The organism is Bifidobacterium sp. ESL0732 (assembly GCF_029395535.1).
Lineage (GTDB): Bacteria > Actinomycetota > Actinomycetes > Actinomycetales > Bifidobacteriaceae > Bifidobacterium.
This window is the reverse complement of record NZ_CP113920.1, coordinates 1412913-1429381: the sequence shown is the minus strand read 5'-3', so window position 1 is coordinate 1429381 and position 16469 is coordinate 1412913. Positions and strand designations below refer to the sequence as shown.

Sequence of the window (16469 nt, the reverse complement as noted above, 5' to 3'; positions counted from 1 at the left end):
TGTCAGTATGGGGCTCCGGTCCATTAGCTAGGTTGTTGAGGCCTTGAACGTTGGCCTAGGCCCAGTCGGCGTTGGATCCGGTCATGTCAAAACCTAGGTAGTGCTTGGAGAGTTCCTGCATCTTGCCGTTCTTGTGCAGTTTGAGCAGGGCGTTGTCGACGGCTTCCGAGAGCTTCTTCCCCTCGTCGGTCTTCGGAAAGAGGAAATAGGTCTCCTGCTGAAGGGACTTGAGGAGCTTTTTCTGGGCGGTGTTCTGTGCGGCGCTGTCCGGAATAGGTATGTATTCGACATTGACGCCCAAATCCGTGGCATAGACCTTCTGGTGGAAGCGGCCGCCGTATCCGAAATCGAACTGCCCCTGACTGATTTGACGCAGACGTGTGGCATGGTCGGCTGGCGTATACTCGATTTTCATGGGGTTGCTCGGGAACATCTTATTGAAGTCCTCGACGAAAACTTGCCAGGCCGAACCGTTCGGGTCAACGGGGACGGTGTACCCGCCGAGGTCGGAGAGCTTGTTGAAGTGGTGGGTTGCGGAGAAGCCGGGCTTGGCAAGCACCGCAGCTTTGTCGCGATAATGCGGATACTTGGAGAAGATGAATTTCTCCGCGCGTTCCGGCGTGTAGTTGAAGAAGTTTGCGCCTATCTGGTACTTGCCGCTGTCGATACCAGCGGTGACACCCTCGAAGTCCATCTTTTCGTACTCGAACCGGTATTCGGGAATGAGTTTGTTGGCTTCCTTGAGCAGTTCGATCTCATATCCCGTCAGTTTGCCGTTCTTGTCGACGGTGATCATGGGGGCTGGCCTGCCGCTGGTGGCGACAATGACGGTCTTGACTGCGTCGCCGGACTGGGCCTGTCCACTGGCGTCGCCGCGCTGGCCGCAAGCCGAACTCAGGGCTACGATGGACGCGGCTACGGCGATAGACGCTGTTATCTTCCGGATCTTCAAGTGTGAAAACATGCTGTTTCCTTATGCTGTTAGTTGTTGTGTGGATGGTATTGCCGGCATTGGGCCCTGTGATGATGATGCAGTGATGGAATTCGGTGGTGCCGTATGCGTTAGGGTTCACTATAGGGGTGTGCGGTATCTTGCAAATCGGCGTGTCTATAGCCGTTAGCTATGAATGGTTATCAGGCCAGAAACCCTATAAATTGCCTGTTGTCTGGCGAGCGTACGCGACAGAACGTGCTGAGAACTCCGCATAAGCAATATCTATACCGTCGTACGCGATTATCGTCCTGATATGCGCTACCTTGGCAAATACTTCAGGGTGTACGACTGTGGTTAGCCGAGATCTGGCTTGTTCGGACGTGCACCATTAATCCATCATCAATCACCTGTAATCGGTCCGTACACGAAAGATATATCATGGAACTGTTTTCACGTCCCGCATCAGTCAGTTATGATGACATCAAAGCCCAGAGCCCCGAAGAATTCCGCAAGGAGTGGAACCAATGGCGTCGTCTGCGTCTTGACTATATGAAAGAGCCCTACGGCTGGCTCTCTTTGACAAGCATTGACTGGCTTGAAGATGGTGAGTCCAAGACGCTCGACGGTTTCCCAGGACAGTGGTTGCAGGAGGGTGACGCTGTGACTTACATTCCTCCTCGGGATACTGCCGTTACCGTCACCAATCGCGACGTGATCCTGAACGAGCCCTTGCGAGTCAATGTGCCGGCAACTGGCGACTTCAATTTGGAGGATTTCTACAGCGGCGGGGTACGCGCCCAGCTCATCAAGCGCATCGGCCTACAACATCAATTTGCTGTTCGTATCCGCGACCCGCATTCTCCCGGTATCGCCCGGCTGCAGAATATTCCCACCTTCGAACCCGATCAGCGCTGGGTCTTCCCGGCCTCCTTCGAACCCGCCGAGCAACATGAGGATTTGAAGGTGGGCGCAGTCGTCGGCGGATTGTCGCATGACGAGACCTCCATTGGGGTGTTGCACGTCGATTTCGACGGCACCAAACGCGACCTGATCGTTTTTGAAGCGCATAACGATGACTCCGGCGCACGTCGACTTGATGAGAAGACGGGCGAATTCGTCTATCTCAATAACCGTGCCAACATCACCGAGGAAGGACATGTGCTCTTCCGTGATGCCACCTCGGGCCATGAGACCTACGGCGGTGCCCGGGTGATTGGCTTCGACAATACCGATTCCGCGTCTGTGAGTTATGTGGACTTCAACCGCTCGATGAACCTGCCTTGCGCCTTCACAGTCTTCTGCACCTGCCCCTTTGCCCCGCTTCAGAATACCTTGCCCTTCCCGATTGAAGCGGGGGAAAAGAAGCCTTCGGTTTTCGGCTCGCTTTCCTAAATTATATTCAATCGGTTATCGGCGTACGGTCTTCTTGCTGATTTGAGTAGACCATGACGTCGTTCGTTCGTCCGCCATGACTTGTGACGTTGGCTGTTCTATGTGGGTGACCTACTGACAGGGCCGATTCCAAAGGCCTTCAGCGGCCCGTAGGATTTCGGAAATGCAAATGTCGTGTGGTGGGGTGGAAATCGCCGGCCAGCAGACTCACTCTGGCGGAATATGGAGGATAAGCCAGTCTCAAGGTATCCGGGAACGTGGGCTTGCTGGTTACCGTTTTTACGTGGCTGAATTCCAGGAATCCGGCTTTGCCATGATAAGAACCCATGCCGGACGCGCCGATTCCGCCGAAGGGAAGACGGCTGGAAAGCAAGTGGCCAAGTGGCAGATTAAAGCCCAGCGCGCCGGAGCAGGTATGCCGTTCGAAAAGCATGCGGGTCTCTTTCGAGCGTGTGAAGACATACAACGCCAAGGGTTTCGGACGTTTGTTGATGAACGTTACGGCTTCGCGAGTATTGTGTACGGCGAGAATCGGCAGAATCGGTCCGAAGATTTCCTCCTGCATCACCGGGTCGTCGGTCCGGACATCGGTGAGAATTGTCGGAGCGATATAGAGGTGCTCACGATCCGTTTCACCGCCGCTGAACGTTTTTCCGTTGGCTGGTAGCAGTTTGGCGAGCCTGTCGAATTGTTTGGTATTGACGATGCGTCCGTAACTTGCGGATTGTGCAGGATTGTCACCAAAGAACTTTCGTGTAAAAGCCGAGATTTTCTGTGCCAACGGTTCGACGAGTTCCGGAGTGGTCAAGACATAATCCGGTGCCACACAAGTCTGACCGGCGTTCGTAAAGCGGCCCCAGGCGATACGTCCGGCCGCGACGCCGAGATTGGCGCTCGCGTCCACAAACACCGGGGATTTGCCGCCAAGCTCGAGTGTGATCGGCGTGAGCTGCTTCGCTGCAGCTTCCATCACAATCGAGCCGACCCTGCCGTTGCCGGTATAGAAAATATGGTCGAAGGACTGTTTCAGCAGTTCGGTGGTTTCCGGCACGGCTCCCTGGACTACGGCAAACGCTCGAGGATCGAGGTATTCGCCTATTAACCGTTGCAGCAGTGCGCTGGTGTTGGGAGAGAGCTCTGAAGGCTTCAGGCACACGCAATTGCCTGCCGCAATGGCATCGACCATCGGCTCAAGGCTCAGCATCAGCGGGTAGTTCCACGGAGAAATCACCAGAACTACACCTTTGGGTTCGGCTATAGTCCAGCTTCTCGCCGGTTGCATCAAGAGTGGCATGGCTACATGGTGTCGTCCACTCCAGCGCTCGATACGCGGTTCGAGAAACTTTATCTCATCAAGTATGAGTTTGATCTCCATGAGCGCGGTTTCGGCCGCCGGTTTGCCCAAGTCGAGGTAGATCGCCTCTTCGAGATCCTTTCGATGGGACGTAATCATGCGTTTCATCCGTCCAAGCTGTTCCCGCCGCCAAGCCAAAGACAGGGTCACGCCGGTTTCAAATACTTTGTGGAGTCCGGCCACGGTGTCCTTCATTTCCATTATTCCTGCCTTTATTCTGCATCCGACGATATGGCTTAACTCTATATCTCCGCTTCGAATGACGCTTGCGACAGTAACCTCAAAAATATCGGTTTTCTGGCCCGGGCGGGTGATACATTCATCGTGTCAGTGCTGTTCAACTTAACTGGAAAGGCATGTTCAATGACCACTAAAGTGACACGCGAATTCATCGATGGGCTGCCCAAAGCCGAGCTTCATCTTCATATTGAGGGCACGCTGGAGCCGGAACTCAAGCTCAAGCTCGCCAAGCGCAATAACGTCGACATCGGACAGACCACCATCGAGGAAGTCCGCAAGACCTACCAATACGACGACTTGGCATCGTTCCTCGCTGTCTATTATCCGGCCATGGACGTTCTTCAGCACGAACAGGACTTCTACGACCTGGCCTTTGACTATCTTCGTCGTGCCGCAGCCAACAATATCCGTCACGTTGAGATTTTCTTCGACCCTCAGGCTCACACCAGCCGTGGCATCGCCTTCGCCACCGTCATCAACGGGCTGCACCGCGCCATCGTCGACGCCCGTGCGTTGAACGTCGACGCGGATCTGGTGATGTGCTTCCTGCGTGACTTCTCCAAGGAATCAGCCCGCAAGACGCTGCTTGAAGCCATGCCGTATAAGGACTGGATTCTTGGTATCGGCCTTGATTCCGACGAGCACAACAATCCGCCGCTCAAGTTTGCCCGCCAATATGAGGACGCCGCAGCCGCCGGACTACACTTGACGGCCCACTGCGACATCGACCAGGTCGGTTCCATCGACCACATCCGTCAGGCCCTCGAAATCATGGGCGTGGAGCGCATCGACCATGGCACCAACATCGTCGAGGACCCGGATCTCGTCGCGTTCGTGGTCAACCATGGCATCGGCATGACCACCTGCCCGCTCTCCAACTCCTTCGTCACCCCTGAAATGAAGGGCACGGAAATCAAGGAGCTACTGGGCAAGGGTGTCAAGGTCTGTGTCAACTCCGACGACCCGGCCTACTTCGGCGGCTACATCAACGACAACTACGCCGCTTTGGCTGATCAGTTCAACCTCACCCGCGACCAGGTCATCCAGATCGCTCGTAACTCCTTCGATATTTCATGGATCAGCGACGAAAAGAAGGCCCTCTATCAGGCCCAGATTGACGACTACATCGCCAACAACTGATTGACGGATTGCACTGGGCTCGCCTTAGTGTTCTAAGTAAACCGCCCGGTACTCCGCGAGATGTCGAAAACATCGCGGAATACCGGCCATTTCACTCGGCCCAGACTGTGTTGTCGCGCGCCGAGTGTTATAATATCAACTTGTGTGTGCCAGTGGCATGCCTTATGTAACAGGCGTGGGCATTGGGATATCCCTTTAGCTCGTTAGATTGCGCGCAGCAATGCGGCGGCAGGAGAGCGAAGGGCCATCGGGCCGGTGGACTGTGGCTGTCTCACTCGATTCGTCGATTGGGGCTGCAGCGAGGCGGCTCCGCAAGAAATAATGATTAACGAATCGGAGAACTGAAGTTGCCTACTATAGAACAACTTGTCCGCAAAGGACGTAAGGCAAAGTCAAAGAAATCCAAGACTTTGGCCTTGAAGGGCAGCCCGCTGCGTCGCGGCGTGTGCACCCGTGTGTATACCACTACACCGAAGAAGCCGAATTCCGCGTTGCGTAAGGTCGCCCGTGTGCGCCTGAGCTCCGGCATCGAAGTAACCGCCTACATTCCGGGCGAGGGCCACAACCTGCAGGAGCACTCCATCGTGCTCGTCCGCGGTGGCCGTGTGAAGGATCTTCCTGGTGTGCGTTACCACATCGTGCGCGGCGCGCTCGATACCCAGGGTGTCAAGGACCGCAAGCAGGGACGCTCCCTGTACGGCGCAAAGAAGGCGAAGTAAGAGATATGTCACGTAAAGGACCATCCAAGAAGCATCAGCTGCTCCCTGATCCGATCTACGGCTCCACCGTGGTCGCTCAGCTCATCAACAAGATCCTGCTCGACGGCAAGAAGTCGATCGCCGAAGACATCGTCTACTCCGCACTTGACATGGTCAAGGAGAAGACCGAACAGGAACCCGTCGCCGTTTTGAAGCGTGCGCTTGACAACATCCGTCCGTCCCTCGAGGTCCGTTCCCGCCGTGTCGGCGGCGCGACCTATCAGGTCCCAGTCGAGGTCAAGCCCAACCGTGCGAACGCCTTGAGCCTTCGCTGGCTGACCGATTTCTCCCGCAAGCGTCGTGAGAAGACCATGGCCGAGCGTCTCGCCAACGAGATTCTCGATGCCTCCAACGGTCTCGGTGCTTCGGTGAAGCGCCGCGAGGACACGCACAAGATGGCAGAGGCCAACAAGGCCTTCGCTCACTATCGCTGGTAATTTTCGACAGACGAGTTAGGGTAAGGAAACATTTATGGCACTTGATGTGCTCAGTGACCTCAATGAGGTCCGCAACATCGGCATCATGGCCCACATTGATGCCGGTAAGACAACGTGTACAGAACGTATTCTGTATTACACCGGTAAGAACTACAAGATCGGCGAGACGCACGAAGGCGCCTCGACCATGGACTTCATGGCCCAGGAAAAGGAACGCGGCATCACCATTCAGTCTGCTGCGACCACCTGCTTCTGGAACCGTCAGACCCATGATCCCGACAAGAAGTTCCAGATCAACATCATCGACACCCCCGGCCACGTGGACTTTACGGCCGAGGTGGAGCGTTCGCTTCGCGTGCTCGATGGCGCCGTTGCCGTCTTCGATGGCAAGGAAGGTGTGGAGCCCCAGAGCGAAACCGTGTGGCGTCAGGCCGACAAGTACGGCGTGCCGCGCATTTGCTTCATCAATAAGATGGATAAGCTCGGCGCTGACTTCTACTACTCCGTCGACACCATCAAGAAGAAGCTCGGAGCCACCCCGCTGGTCGTGCAGTTGCCCATCGGCGCTGAGAACGACTTCGTCGGCATGGTCGACCTGATTCGCATGAAGGCCTACGTCTGGAATGACGTCACCACCGATCTCGGTGCTCACTACGACACCGTCGACATCCCTGATGATCTCAAGGACAAGGCCGAGCAGTATCGTTCGGAGCTTCTCGACCAGGTGGCCGAGTCCGACGACGACTTGATGGAGAAGTACCTCGATTCCGGTGAGATGAGCGACGACGAGATTCGTGCTGGCATCCGCAAGCTCACTATCGAGCGCAAGGCCTATCCGGTTCTCTGCGGTTCCGCCTTCAAGGACAAGGGCATTCAGCCGCTGCTTGACGCAGTGGTCGATTACCTCCCGAGCCCTGAGGACGTTCCCGCCATCGTCGGCTTCAAGCCCGGTGACGAGTCCCAGGAAATCGATCGCAAGCCCACGATGGACGATCCGTTCGCCGCGCTGGTCTTCAAGATTTCGACCCACCCCTTCTATGGCAAACTCGTGTTCGTGCGTGTCTATTCCGGCTCCATCAAGCCTGGCGACACCGTGCTCGATTCCACGAAGGACAAGAAGGAACGCGTCGGAAAGATCTTCCAGATGCACGCCGACAAGGAGAACCCCGTCGACGCCGCAGAAGCCGGCAACATCTACACGCTCGTTGGTCTGAAGAACGTCTCCACCGGCGACACTCTGTGCGCCGATAACGCTCCTATTTCTCTCGAGTCCATGACCTTCCCGGACCCGGTGATCGAGGTCGCTGTGGAGCCGAAGACCAAGGCCGATCAGGAGAAGATGTCGATCGCTCTAGCGAAGCTCGCCGACGAGGATCCGACATTCCAGGTCAAGACCGATGAGGAAAGCGGCCAGACGCTGATTTCCGGCATGGGTGAGCTCCAGCTCGACATCATCGTCGACCGTATGCGCCGCGAGTTCAAGGTGGAGTGCAACGTGGGCAACCCGCAGGTCGCCTATCGCGAGACCATCCGCAAGGCTGTTATGAACCAGGAATACACCCACAAGAAGCAGACGGGTGGTTCCGGCCAGTTCGCAAAGGTCTTGATGAACTTCGAGCCGATTCCTCCGGAGGAGGGCAAGGACTACGAGTTCGTCAACGAGGTCACCGGCGGCCACATCACCAAGGAATTCATTCCTTCGATCGATGCTGGTGTGCAGGAAGCCATGGAGTCCGGCGTGCTCGCCGGGTTCCCGGTGGTCGGCGTCAAGGCGACCGTCACCGACGGCCAGATCCACGATGTCGATTCCTCAGAGCTCGCATTCAAGATCGCCGGTTCCATGGCGTTCAAGACCGCTGCTCCGAAGGCCAAGCCTGTCATCCTCGAGCCGATCATGGCCGTTGAGGTGCGTACGCCCGAGGAGTACATGGGCGACGTGATGGGCGACATCAATTCCCGTCGTGGCAACATCCAGGAGATGAAGGATGCTACCGGCGTCAAGGTCATCGAGGCGAAGGTCCCGCTTAGCGAGATGTTCGGCTACATCGGCGATCTACGTTCCAAGACGCAGGGCCGCGCGATGTTCACCATGCAAATGGATTCGTATGCAGAGGTGCCGAAGGCGGTCTCCGAGGAGATCATCAAGGCCCAGCGCGGCGAATAAAAAATACTTCGCCCAAGGCGTGTCTGTCTCCAGTCGGCGTTAGAATTTTCAAGCGCTGACTGGGTTCGGGCACTTTGTGGCAGGTAACCCAGAAACCCAGTAAACTGTAGCGAGTATCTCGATGCTGAAAAGCTCGGGAATAACTACGAAACGTCCAGGAGGACAAAGTAATGGCAGAAAAGGAAAAGTACGAGCGGACTAAGCCGCACGTTAATATTGGCACCATTGGCCACGTTGATCACGGTAAGACGACCCTGACCGCGGCCATCTCGAAGGTGCTGCACGAAGAGTACCCCGACCTCAACCCGGAGTATGACTTCGATCAGATCGATGCTGCTCCTGAAGAGAAGCAGCGTGGTATCACCATCAACATCGCCCACATCGAGTATCAGACGGCCAAGCGCCACTATGCTCACGTGGATTGCCCCGGCCACGCCGATTTCGTGAAGAACATGATCACCGGCGCCGCTCAGATGGATGGCGCGATCCTCGTGGTCGCCGCCACTGATGGCCCGATGGCTCAGACCCGCGAGCACGTTCTGCTCGCTCGCCAGGTAGGCGTGCCGAAGATTCTCGTTGCGCTCAACAAGTGCGATATGGTCGATGACGAAGAGCTCATCGAACTCGTCGAAGAAGAGGTCCGCGACCTCCTCGAAGAAAACGGCTTCGATCGTGACTGCCCGGTCATCCGCACCTCCGCCTATGGCGCTCTGCATGATGACGCTCCGGATCACGACAAGTGGGTCCAGACCATCAAGGAACTCATGGACGCCGTCGACGATTACATCCCGACCCCTGTCCACGACCTTGACAAGCCGTTCCTGATGCCTATCGAAGATGTCTTCACCATCTCCGGCCGTGGCACCGTGGTGACCGGCCGTGTTGAGCGTGGCCGTATCCCGGTCAACGCCCCGGCAGAGATCGTCGGCCTTCGTCCGACCCAGACCACCACTGTCACCTCCATTGAGACCTTCCACAAGCAGATGGATGAGGCCGAGGCTGGCGACAACACTGGTCTGCTGCTCCGTGGCATCAACCGTGACGACGTCGAGCGCGGCCAGGTTGTGGCCAAGCCCGGCACCGTGACCCCGCACCACAAGTTCGAGGGCGAAGTCTACGTCTTGACGAAGGATGAGGGCGGCCGTCATTCGCCGTTCTTCTCCAACTATCGTCCGCAGTTCTACTTCCGCACCACCGACGTCACCGGCGTCATCACGCTGCCGGAAGGCGTTGAGATGGTTCAGCCTGGCGATCACGCCACCTTCTCCGTCGAGCTGATTCAGCCCGTCGCGATGGAAGAGGGCCTGACCTTCGCAGTTCGTGAAGGCGGCCACACCGTCGGCTCAGGCCGTGTCACCAAGGTGATTGAGTAGTTCTAGAACATAAGTTGTAGATTTACTTACTTATTGTTGTGCCCTGCACCGAAAGGTGTGGGGCACAACTGTATCTATAAGTGAAATTCAGACAACATCCGACTTGTCTGCTGTACACACGCCGTGGCATAATTGCTGAGGCATTTTATGGAATGCAAATCGTTTGAAAAGTAAATGACTAAGGTGACGAGACGTGGCACAAACTAGTAATGACATCAAAAACGGGTCGGTATTGAACCTGGACGGACAGCTCTGGACCGTCACGAAATTCCAGCACGTCAAGCCCGGCAAGGGTCCGGCTTTCGTGCGTACCACCATCAAGAACGTGCTCTCGGGCAAGATCGTCGACAGGACGTTCAACGCCGGCATGAAGATGGACTTCGAAACCGTTGACAACCGTACGCTGCAGTATTCCTATGAAGAAGGCGACAGCTTCGTCTTCATGGACATGACCACCTACGATCAGGTTAACATTCCCAAGGAGCTCGTCGGCGATCAGGCGAAGTACCTGCTTGAGGGCACCGACTGCATCATCAGCTTCCACGACGGCACTCCGCTGAGCGTTGAGCTTCCTGCATCCGTCGTGCTCAAGGTCACGCAGACCGAGCCTGGCGTACAGGGCAACCGTTCAAACGCCGGTACGAAGCCTGCCACCGTCGAAACCGGTGCCGAGATCCAGGTGCCGCTTTTCGTGGGCGAAGGCGAAATGGTTAAGGTCGATACTCGCGACGGTTCCTACCTCGGACGCGAAAACAACTGATTTTCCTTTCCGGCTTGGCGCGACGACGTCACCCAAGTCGGAATACTATATTTGCTAGCGGTAATCCGCGAAGACTTGACTGGGAGGCAACTGGCTAGATGGCACGTTCGACAGCTCGCAAACGGGCGCTGAATACGCTCTACGAAGCGGATGAGAAGGGGCAGGACATTCCGTCGCTGCTCGCCGAACGCATTGCCGAACCAGGGGCCCAGACTCCGTTGCCTGATTACGCCATTCAGATTGTCCACGGTGTGGCCGATGAGCGAGCCGGTATCGACCGGGCGCTTGAAGATCATTCCACGAAGTGGCCTCTGCGCCGGATGGCTGTGGTCGACAGAAACATTCTGCGGATTGCCGCTTGGGAGATTCTCTTCAACGACGATGTGCCCGATCGGGTTGCCATCGACGAGGCATTGGGATTGGCGAAGACCCTTTCCGATGATGATTCGCCGGCGTTTATTCATGGTCTGCTGAGCGCCATTTGCGATGACAAGGACTCGGTTCTTGCCGGCATCAAGGCTGCGCACGAAGCCGAGGCCAAGGAGAAGGCGGAACGTGAAGCCGCGGAGCGTCGACTCAACTCGCCTACCGCTCCTGGTTTCCTCCAATCCCGCGGCATTTCCGGCAAAGGTGATGGTGTGCCGTTTGAGACTGCACCCGAAACCGAACCAGAAGCGGATGGTGCCGAATCTTCTGATGAAGAAAATATCGATTCAATGTCTGTAGACGAGCCGGATACTTCGGCTAATTCTGCCAACTTAACGAGCGAAGATGGAAGCTCAGGAGAAGTATCAACTTTTGGTGATGCAGATTCTGCAGAAACCAAAGTTTCAAGCGATGACCTCAGCGATTCGTCATCACCCAATGACGTACCGATCCAGCCTGATTCGGCTGGTGAGGGACAACCGTTGCCACCAGATGGCGACAATGATTCAACAATTGTGTAATTAGTTCTGACCGCGGTACGGTGGCCGGGCCGCGAATTTGTTTTTCCGGTCCAGTTATTTCCGAGTCCGCACACGGGCCCGGAGCAAGGGGGACTCGTGGTGAGTCAGCAAGCAGCAACAGCCGCACAGTATTCTAAGGATGATGCTGTGCTGTTGTTGGAAGACGGCCAGCTTTATGTAGGCAAGCCTTACGGCAAGCTTGGTTCGACGTTCGGTGAAATTGTTTTCGCGACGGCCATGACCGGTTATCAGGAGACGATAACCGACCCGAGCTACGATCAGCAGATTGTTGTGCAGACCTTCCCGCATATTGGCGACACAGGGGTCAACGACGAGGACCCCGAATCCAAGCGAGTCTGGGTGGCCGGTTACGTTGTGCGTCAACCCAGTCCGAACGTGAGCAATTGGCGGGCGAACGACAGCCTTGATGACGAGCTCCAAGGCGACAATATCGTTGGCATCAGCAATATCGACACCCGTAAACTGGTGCGTCATCTGCGCAGTGCAGGCGTGATGCGCGCCGGTATTTTCTCGGGTGATGCGTTGCTTGATGAAGCGACGGGTGCGTTGCGTCCTGTTGATGCGTTGCTGCAGGAAGTCCTAGCCTCGCCAAAGATGCAGGGAGCTAGGCTTTACGACCATGTGAGCACCAACGAGACCTATACTGTCGAGCCCAGCGGTGATTTCGAAGGCAAAGAACCCCTGTTCACTGTGGCCGCGGTTGATCTTGGTATCAAAGGGATGACACCACATCGCTTGTCCGAGCGCGGTTGTCGTGTGCACGTTGTGCCGTCCACCGTCACCTTCGACGAAATCAAAGCCTTAAATCCCGACGGAGTCTTCTTCTCGAACGGCCCGGGCGACCCGGAAGAAGCCGTCCCCGAAGTCGATCTGCTACGCCAGGTCCTCGATGCCGGATACCCCTTCTTCGGCATCTGCTTTGGCAATCAGCTTTTCGGACGTGCGCTCGGCTTTGACACCTACAAGCTCAAGTTCGGACATCACGGCGTCAACCAGCCGGTCAAGGATATGACCACCGGAAAGGTCGAGATCACCGCCCATAATCACGGGTTCGCGGTCGATGCCCCAATCGGCAAGATACTGGAATCGCCGTATGATAACGGTAAATTCGGCAAGGTCTTTGTTTCCCATATCGACCTGAACGACGATGTGGTTGAAGGCCTGCAATGCGTTGATATTCCTGCCTTCTCGGTGCAATATCACCCTGAAGCCGCCGCAGGTCCGCACGATGCCGCCTATCTCTTCGATCGCTTCGTGGAGCTGATGCGTGCCCACAAGGCTGGGGAGCCGGTCTCATCCGTACTCGCGACACCGACATCACTATCGCAGCCGAATAACAACACCACCGGTCAAACCGCCGCCGCTGACAAGGAGAACAAGTAATGCCGAAACGTCAGGACATCAAATCTGTCATGGTCATTGGCTCCGGCCCCATCGTCATCGGGCAGGCCGCGGAATTCGACTATTCCGGAACCCAGGCCTGCCGCGTGCTACGCGAGGAAGGCATCCGCGTCATCCTCGTCAACTCCAACCCGGCCACCATCATGACCGATCCGGAAATGGCCGATGCCACGTATATCGAGCCAATCGATGTGCCGATTCTCGAGCGAATCATCGCCAAGGAACGCCCAGATGCCCTGCTGCCGACACTCGGTGGCCAGACCGCGTTGAACGCTGCTGAAGCTTTGGGCAAAGCCGGCGTGCTCGACAAATACCACGTCGAACTCATCGGCGCCTCGCTCGCGGCCATCGATCGCGGCGAGGACCGCGAACAGTTCAAAAAGGTCGTGGAATCCGTCGGCGGCGAATCCGCCCGCAGCGACGTGGCCCATACCCTCGAAGAAGTCGATGCCATCGTCGCCAAGCTCGGTTTCCCGGTCGTCGTTCGCCCGAGTTTCACCATGGGCGGCTTGGGTTCCGGCATCGCGCATAACGAGGAGGAACTGCACCGCATTGCCGGTGCGGGCATCCACTATTCGCCTACCAACGAGGTCCTGATCGAAGAGGGCATCGAAGGCTGGAAGGAATACGAGCTCGAGCTCATGCGCGACCGTAACGACAACGTCGTGGTCGTCTGCCCGATCGAAAACGTCGACCCGGTCGGTGTGCACACAGGCGATTCCATAACGGTGGCCCCGACCTTTACTCTGACAGACCGTGAATACCAGCGTATGCGCGACATCGGCATCGCCATCATCCGTGGCGTTGGCGTCGACACCGGCGGCTGCAACATCCAGTTTGCCGTCAATCCGAAAAACGGCCGCATCATCGTCATCGAAATGAACCCGCGTGTCTCCCGTTCATCGGCTCTGGCTTCGAAGGCCACCGGTTTCCCGATTGCCAAAATCGCCACGAAGCTCGCGCTCGGCTATAGCTTGGACGAGATTCGCAACGACATCACCCAGTCCACACCGGCTTGCTTCGAGCCGACCATCGACTACGTGGTCACCAAAGTGCCGCGTTTTACGTTCGAAAAGTTCCCGGGCGCCGACCCGACGTTGACCACTTCGATGAAGTCGGTGGGCGAGGCGATGGCTCTCGGTGGCAACTTCCAGGAGTCGCTGGGCAAGGCCATGCGTTCCATCGATAAGCGCCACATGGGCTTCAGCTGGGACGGCACCAAGCCCGACCAGGCCGAGGTCGACCAGTTGCTTGAAGATATGCGCACGCCTACCGAAAACCGCTACCTTCAGGTGCAGCGCGCTCTGTGGGGCGGTGCCACTCTCGAACAGCTTTACGACGCCACCAAGATCGACCCGTGGTTCCTTAAGCAGTTCGCGTTGATCAACCAGACCGCGATGGAGGTCCGGTTCACGGAAATCCTGTCGCCGAAGCTGTTGAAGAAGGCCAAGCTGGCCGGACTCTCCGATCTGCAGATTGCGCATCTGCGTCACTTGGGCGACGAGGGCGAGAATACGATTCGCGAGCTGCGCCACAACTATGGCCTGCGTCCGGTCTACAAGACCGTCGACACTTGCGCCGCCGAATTTGATGCGGTCACACCGTATTACTATTCCTGCTACGCCGACGAATCCGAACTGAAGCCGCGCGATCGCGAGGCCGTCATCATCCTCGGCTCCGGCCCCAACCGTATCGGCCAAGGCATCGAGTTCGACTACACTTGTGTGCACGCGGTGCAGGAGCTTGGCAAGGACTATGACACCATCATGGTCAACTGCAACCCCGAGACGGTCTCCACCGATTACGACATGTCCGACCGGCTCTACTTCGAACCGCTCACCTTCGAAGATGTGATGGAGATTTACGAAGCCGAAAAGAAGCTCGGCCCCATCAAGGGCGTCATCGTCCAGCTCGGTGGTCAGACCCCGCTTTCGTTGGCCGCACGTCTCAAGGCCGCTGGCGTCCCGATTCTGGGCACTTCGCCTGAGTCCATTGATCTGGCCGAAAATCGCGAGCTGTTCGGCGAAGTACTGCGTCGCGAAAAGCTCAATGCTCCTCGCTACGGCACCGCGCTCAACATTGAAGAGGCACTGGAAGCTGCCCATTCCATCGGCTATCCGGTGCTGGTGCGCCCGAGCTACGTGCTTGGCGGGCGTGGTATGGAAATTGTTTACGACGATGCCCAGCTCGAGAAATATGTCGATCGCGCACTTGACCAGGCCAAGGCCGACTCAGTGGTTTCCGGCCGTCTGCCTTCGCCGCTGCTGATCGACAAGTTCCTTCAGGACGCCATCGAAATCGATGTGGACGCGCTCTACGACGGCAAGGAACTCTACATCGGCGGCATCATGGAGCACGTCGAGGAAGCCGGTGTCCATTCCGGCGACGCGGCCTGCACCCTGCCGCCTTCCACGCTTTCCGATGACCAGATTCAGCGTCTGCGCAAGGCAACACTTGCCATCGCCGAAGGTTGTGGCGTACGCGGCGTGATGAACGTACAGTTCGCCTACATGGCCAACACGCTCTATGTCATCGAGGCCAACCCGCGCGCTTCCCGCACCATTCCCTTCGCCTCCAAGGCGACCGGCGTGGCGCTGGCCAAGGCGGCGGCCCGCATCATGGTGGGGGAGACCATTGCCGATCAACGCAAACGTGGCTTGCTGCTGCCCAAGGGCGACGGCGGCACCATTCGTTCCGGCCAGCAGGTCGCTGTCAAGGAATCCGTCTTGCCGTTCAAGCGTTTCCGCACCGAGGCTGGCCGTTCTGTTGACACGCTGCTCGGGCCTGAGATGCACTCGACAGGTGAGGTCATGGGCTTCGACCGCGATTTCCCGCACGCGTTCGCCAAGTCCCAGCTTGCTGCCTACGAAGGTGGTCTGCCTACGCACGGTAACGTGTTCCTCTCGGTTTCTGACACCGACAAGCGTCAGCTGCCTTTGATTGCCACGCGCTTGCATGAGCTCGGCTTCACCCTGTGCGCCACCGACGGCACTGCTTCCGTGCTGCGCCGCTATGGCATCGAGTCCAAAGTGGTGAGCAAGCTTAATGCCACCGAGGATGAGAAGCGTAAGCTGCGCGAACGCTACGGCGATGACGTCATCGGCAAGAACCCGGTTGAGATGATTGAGGACGGCGAAATCGATATGGTCCTCAACACCCCGAGCACCCGCGGTTCCCGTTCCGACGGTTACGCCATCCGTGCCTCGGCTGTGATTGCCGACGTTCCGCAGTTCACCACCATCACCGAGTTCTCTGCTGTTTTGCTGGCCATCGAAGCGGTCAAGGCCAACGACTACCAGGTGATGAGCATACAGGAGCACGCGAAGCAGCTCTTCGCCTCCGATATGGAGTAATTTAAAAAGAATCCTGAAAGTAATATAATAATGTAATACGATAAAGTGCTCTCGCGCCAAAGGTATCGAGGCGTGAACGGTACCAGTGGACGTGATGTCGACAATTGACTTGGCAATCACATTGAAAACATAGTCAATTGTTGACATCGCTCCGACTGATATTCATTCGATACGGTATTGTAGAATCTGTCCAAA

General features: G+C 56.9%; 11 protein-coding genes and 1 pseudogene. 10 read left to right on the top strand and 2 right to left on the bottom strand.

Features of this window, described 5'->3' with window-relative positions:
• Positions 1 to 55 precede the first annotated feature (55 nt).
• Positions 56 to 964, bottom strand: coding sequence for a transporter substrate-binding domain-containing protein (locus tag OZX70_RS05575; RefSeq protein WP_277179727.1), 909 nt, complete (start codon positions 962 to 964; stop codon positions 56 to 58).
• 408 nt (positions 965 to 1372) lie between these two features.
• On the opposite strand from OZX70_RS05575, the gene OZX70_RS05570 reads away from it, so the two are divergent.
• Positions 1373 to 2326, top strand: coding sequence for a DUF1684 domain-containing protein (locus OZX70_RS05570; RefSeq protein ID WP_277179725.1), 954 nt, complete (start codon positions 1373 to 1375; stop codon positions 2324 to 2326).
• 139 nt (positions 2327 to 2465) lie between these two features.
• Here the strand turns inward: OZX70_RS05570 and OZX70_RS05565 are convergent, their stop codons facing one another.
• The gene (locus tag OZX70_RS05565) at positions 2466 to 3875 is read right to left on the bottom strand and encodes an aldehyde dehydrogenase family protein (protein WP_277182125.1); all 1410 of its coding nucleotides are present in this window, start codon (positions 3873 to 3875) and stop codon (positions 2466 to 2468) included.
• Between the two features lie 168 nt (positions 3876 to 4043).
• Here OZX70_RS05565 and OZX70_RS05560 point away from each other — a divergent pair, with 168 nt between their 5' ends.
• From OZX70_RS05560 to carB, 9 genes and pseudogenes are all read left to right on the top strand, one after another.
• Positions 4044 to 5060: an adenosine deaminase gene (locus OZX70_RS05560; RefSeq protein ID WP_277179723.1), complete on the top strand. Its 1017-nt coding sequence runs from the start codon at positions 4044 to 4046 to the stop codon at positions 5058 to 5060.
• A 347-nt stretch (positions 5061 to 5407) separates the two neighbouring features.
• Entirely contained in the window at positions 5408 to 5779 is a 372-nt protein-coding gene (gene rpsL, locus OZX70_RS05555) for a 30S ribosomal protein S12 (protein ID WP_277141808.1), read from the top strand.
• Between the two features lie 5 nt (positions 5780 to 5784).
• Complete coding sequence (gene rpsG, locus OZX70_RS05550; protein WP_277147056.1) at positions 5785 to 6255, top strand: 30S ribosomal protein S7; 471 nt, start codon at positions 5785 to 5787, stop codon at positions 6253 to 6255.
• 34 nt (positions 6256 to 6289) lie between these two features.
• Positions 6290 to 8419: an elongation factor G gene (fusA, locus tag OZX70_RS05545; protein ID WP_277179721.1), complete on the top strand. Its 2130-nt coding sequence runs from the start codon at positions 6290 to 6292 to the stop codon at positions 8417 to 8419.
• Between the two features lie 170 nt (positions 8420 to 8589).
• Positions 8590 to 9792: an elongation factor Tu gene (tuf, locus tag OZX70_RS05540; RefSeq protein ID WP_277150714.1), complete on the top strand. Its 1203-nt coding sequence runs from the start codon at positions 8590 to 8592 to the stop codon at positions 9790 to 9792.
• Between the two features lie 193 nt (positions 9793 to 9985).
• Positions 9986 to 10552, top strand: coding sequence for an elongation factor P (gene efp / locus OZX70_RS05535; RefSeq protein ID WP_277179719.1), 567 nt, complete (start codon positions 9986 to 9988; stop codon positions 10550 to 10552).
• A 98-nt stretch (positions 10553 to 10650) separates the two neighbouring features.
• Positions 10651 to 11118, top strand: a pseudogene (nusB, locus tag OZX70_RS05530) (transcription antitermination factor NusB); the annotation flags it as partial.
• A 480-nt stretch (positions 11119 to 11598) separates the two neighbouring features.
• Entirely contained in the window at positions 11599 to 12903 is a 1305-nt protein-coding gene (carA, locus tag OZX70_RS05525) for a glutamine-hydrolyzing carbamoyl-phosphate synthase small subunit (protein ID WP_277182124.1), read from the top strand.
• Positions 12903 to 16274 carry a carbamoyl-phosphate synthase large subunit gene (gene carB, locus OZX70_RS05520; protein ID WP_277179717.1) on the top strand — a complete coding sequence of 1124 codons (3372 nt, stop codon included), beginning with the start codon at positions 12903 to 12905 and terminating at the stop codon, positions 16272 to 16274. Before carA ends, carB begins: the two co-directional genes overlap by 1 nt.
• Positions 16275 to 16469: the final 195 nt, after the last annotated feature.

Bases quoted from the DNA above. Each gene is read 5' to 3' on its own strand.
- OZX70_RS05575 (WP_277179727.1), bottom strand. From the start codon at position 964: ATGTTTTCACACTTGAAGATCCGGAAGATAACAGCGTCTATCGCCGTA.
- OZX70_RS05570 (WP_277179725.1), top strand. From the start codon at position 1,373: ATGGAACTGTTTTCACGTCCCGCATCAGTCAGTTATGATGACATCAAA.
- OZX70_RS05565 (WP_277182125.1), bottom strand. From the start codon at position 3,875: ATGAAGGACACCGTGGCCGGACTCCACAAAGTATTTGAAACCGGCGTG.
- OZX70_RS05560 (WP_277179723.1), top strand. From the start codon at position 4,044: ATGACCACTAAAGTGACACGCGAATTCATCGATGGGCTGCCCAAAGCC.
- rpsG (WP_277147056.1), top strand. From the start codon at position 5,785: ATGTCACGTAAAGGACCATCCAAGAAGCATCAGCTGCTCCCTGATCCG.
- fusA (WP_277179721.1), top strand. From the start codon at position 6,290: ATGGCACTTGATGTGCTCAGTGACCTCAATGAGGTCCGCAACATCGGC.
- tuf (WP_277150714.1), top strand. From the start codon at position 8,590: ATGGCAGAAAAGGAAAAGTACGAGCGGACTAAGCCGCACGTTAATATT.
- carB (WP_277179717.1), top strand. From the start codon at position 12,903: ATGCCGAAACGTCAGGACATCAAATCTGTCATGGTCATTGGCTCCGGC.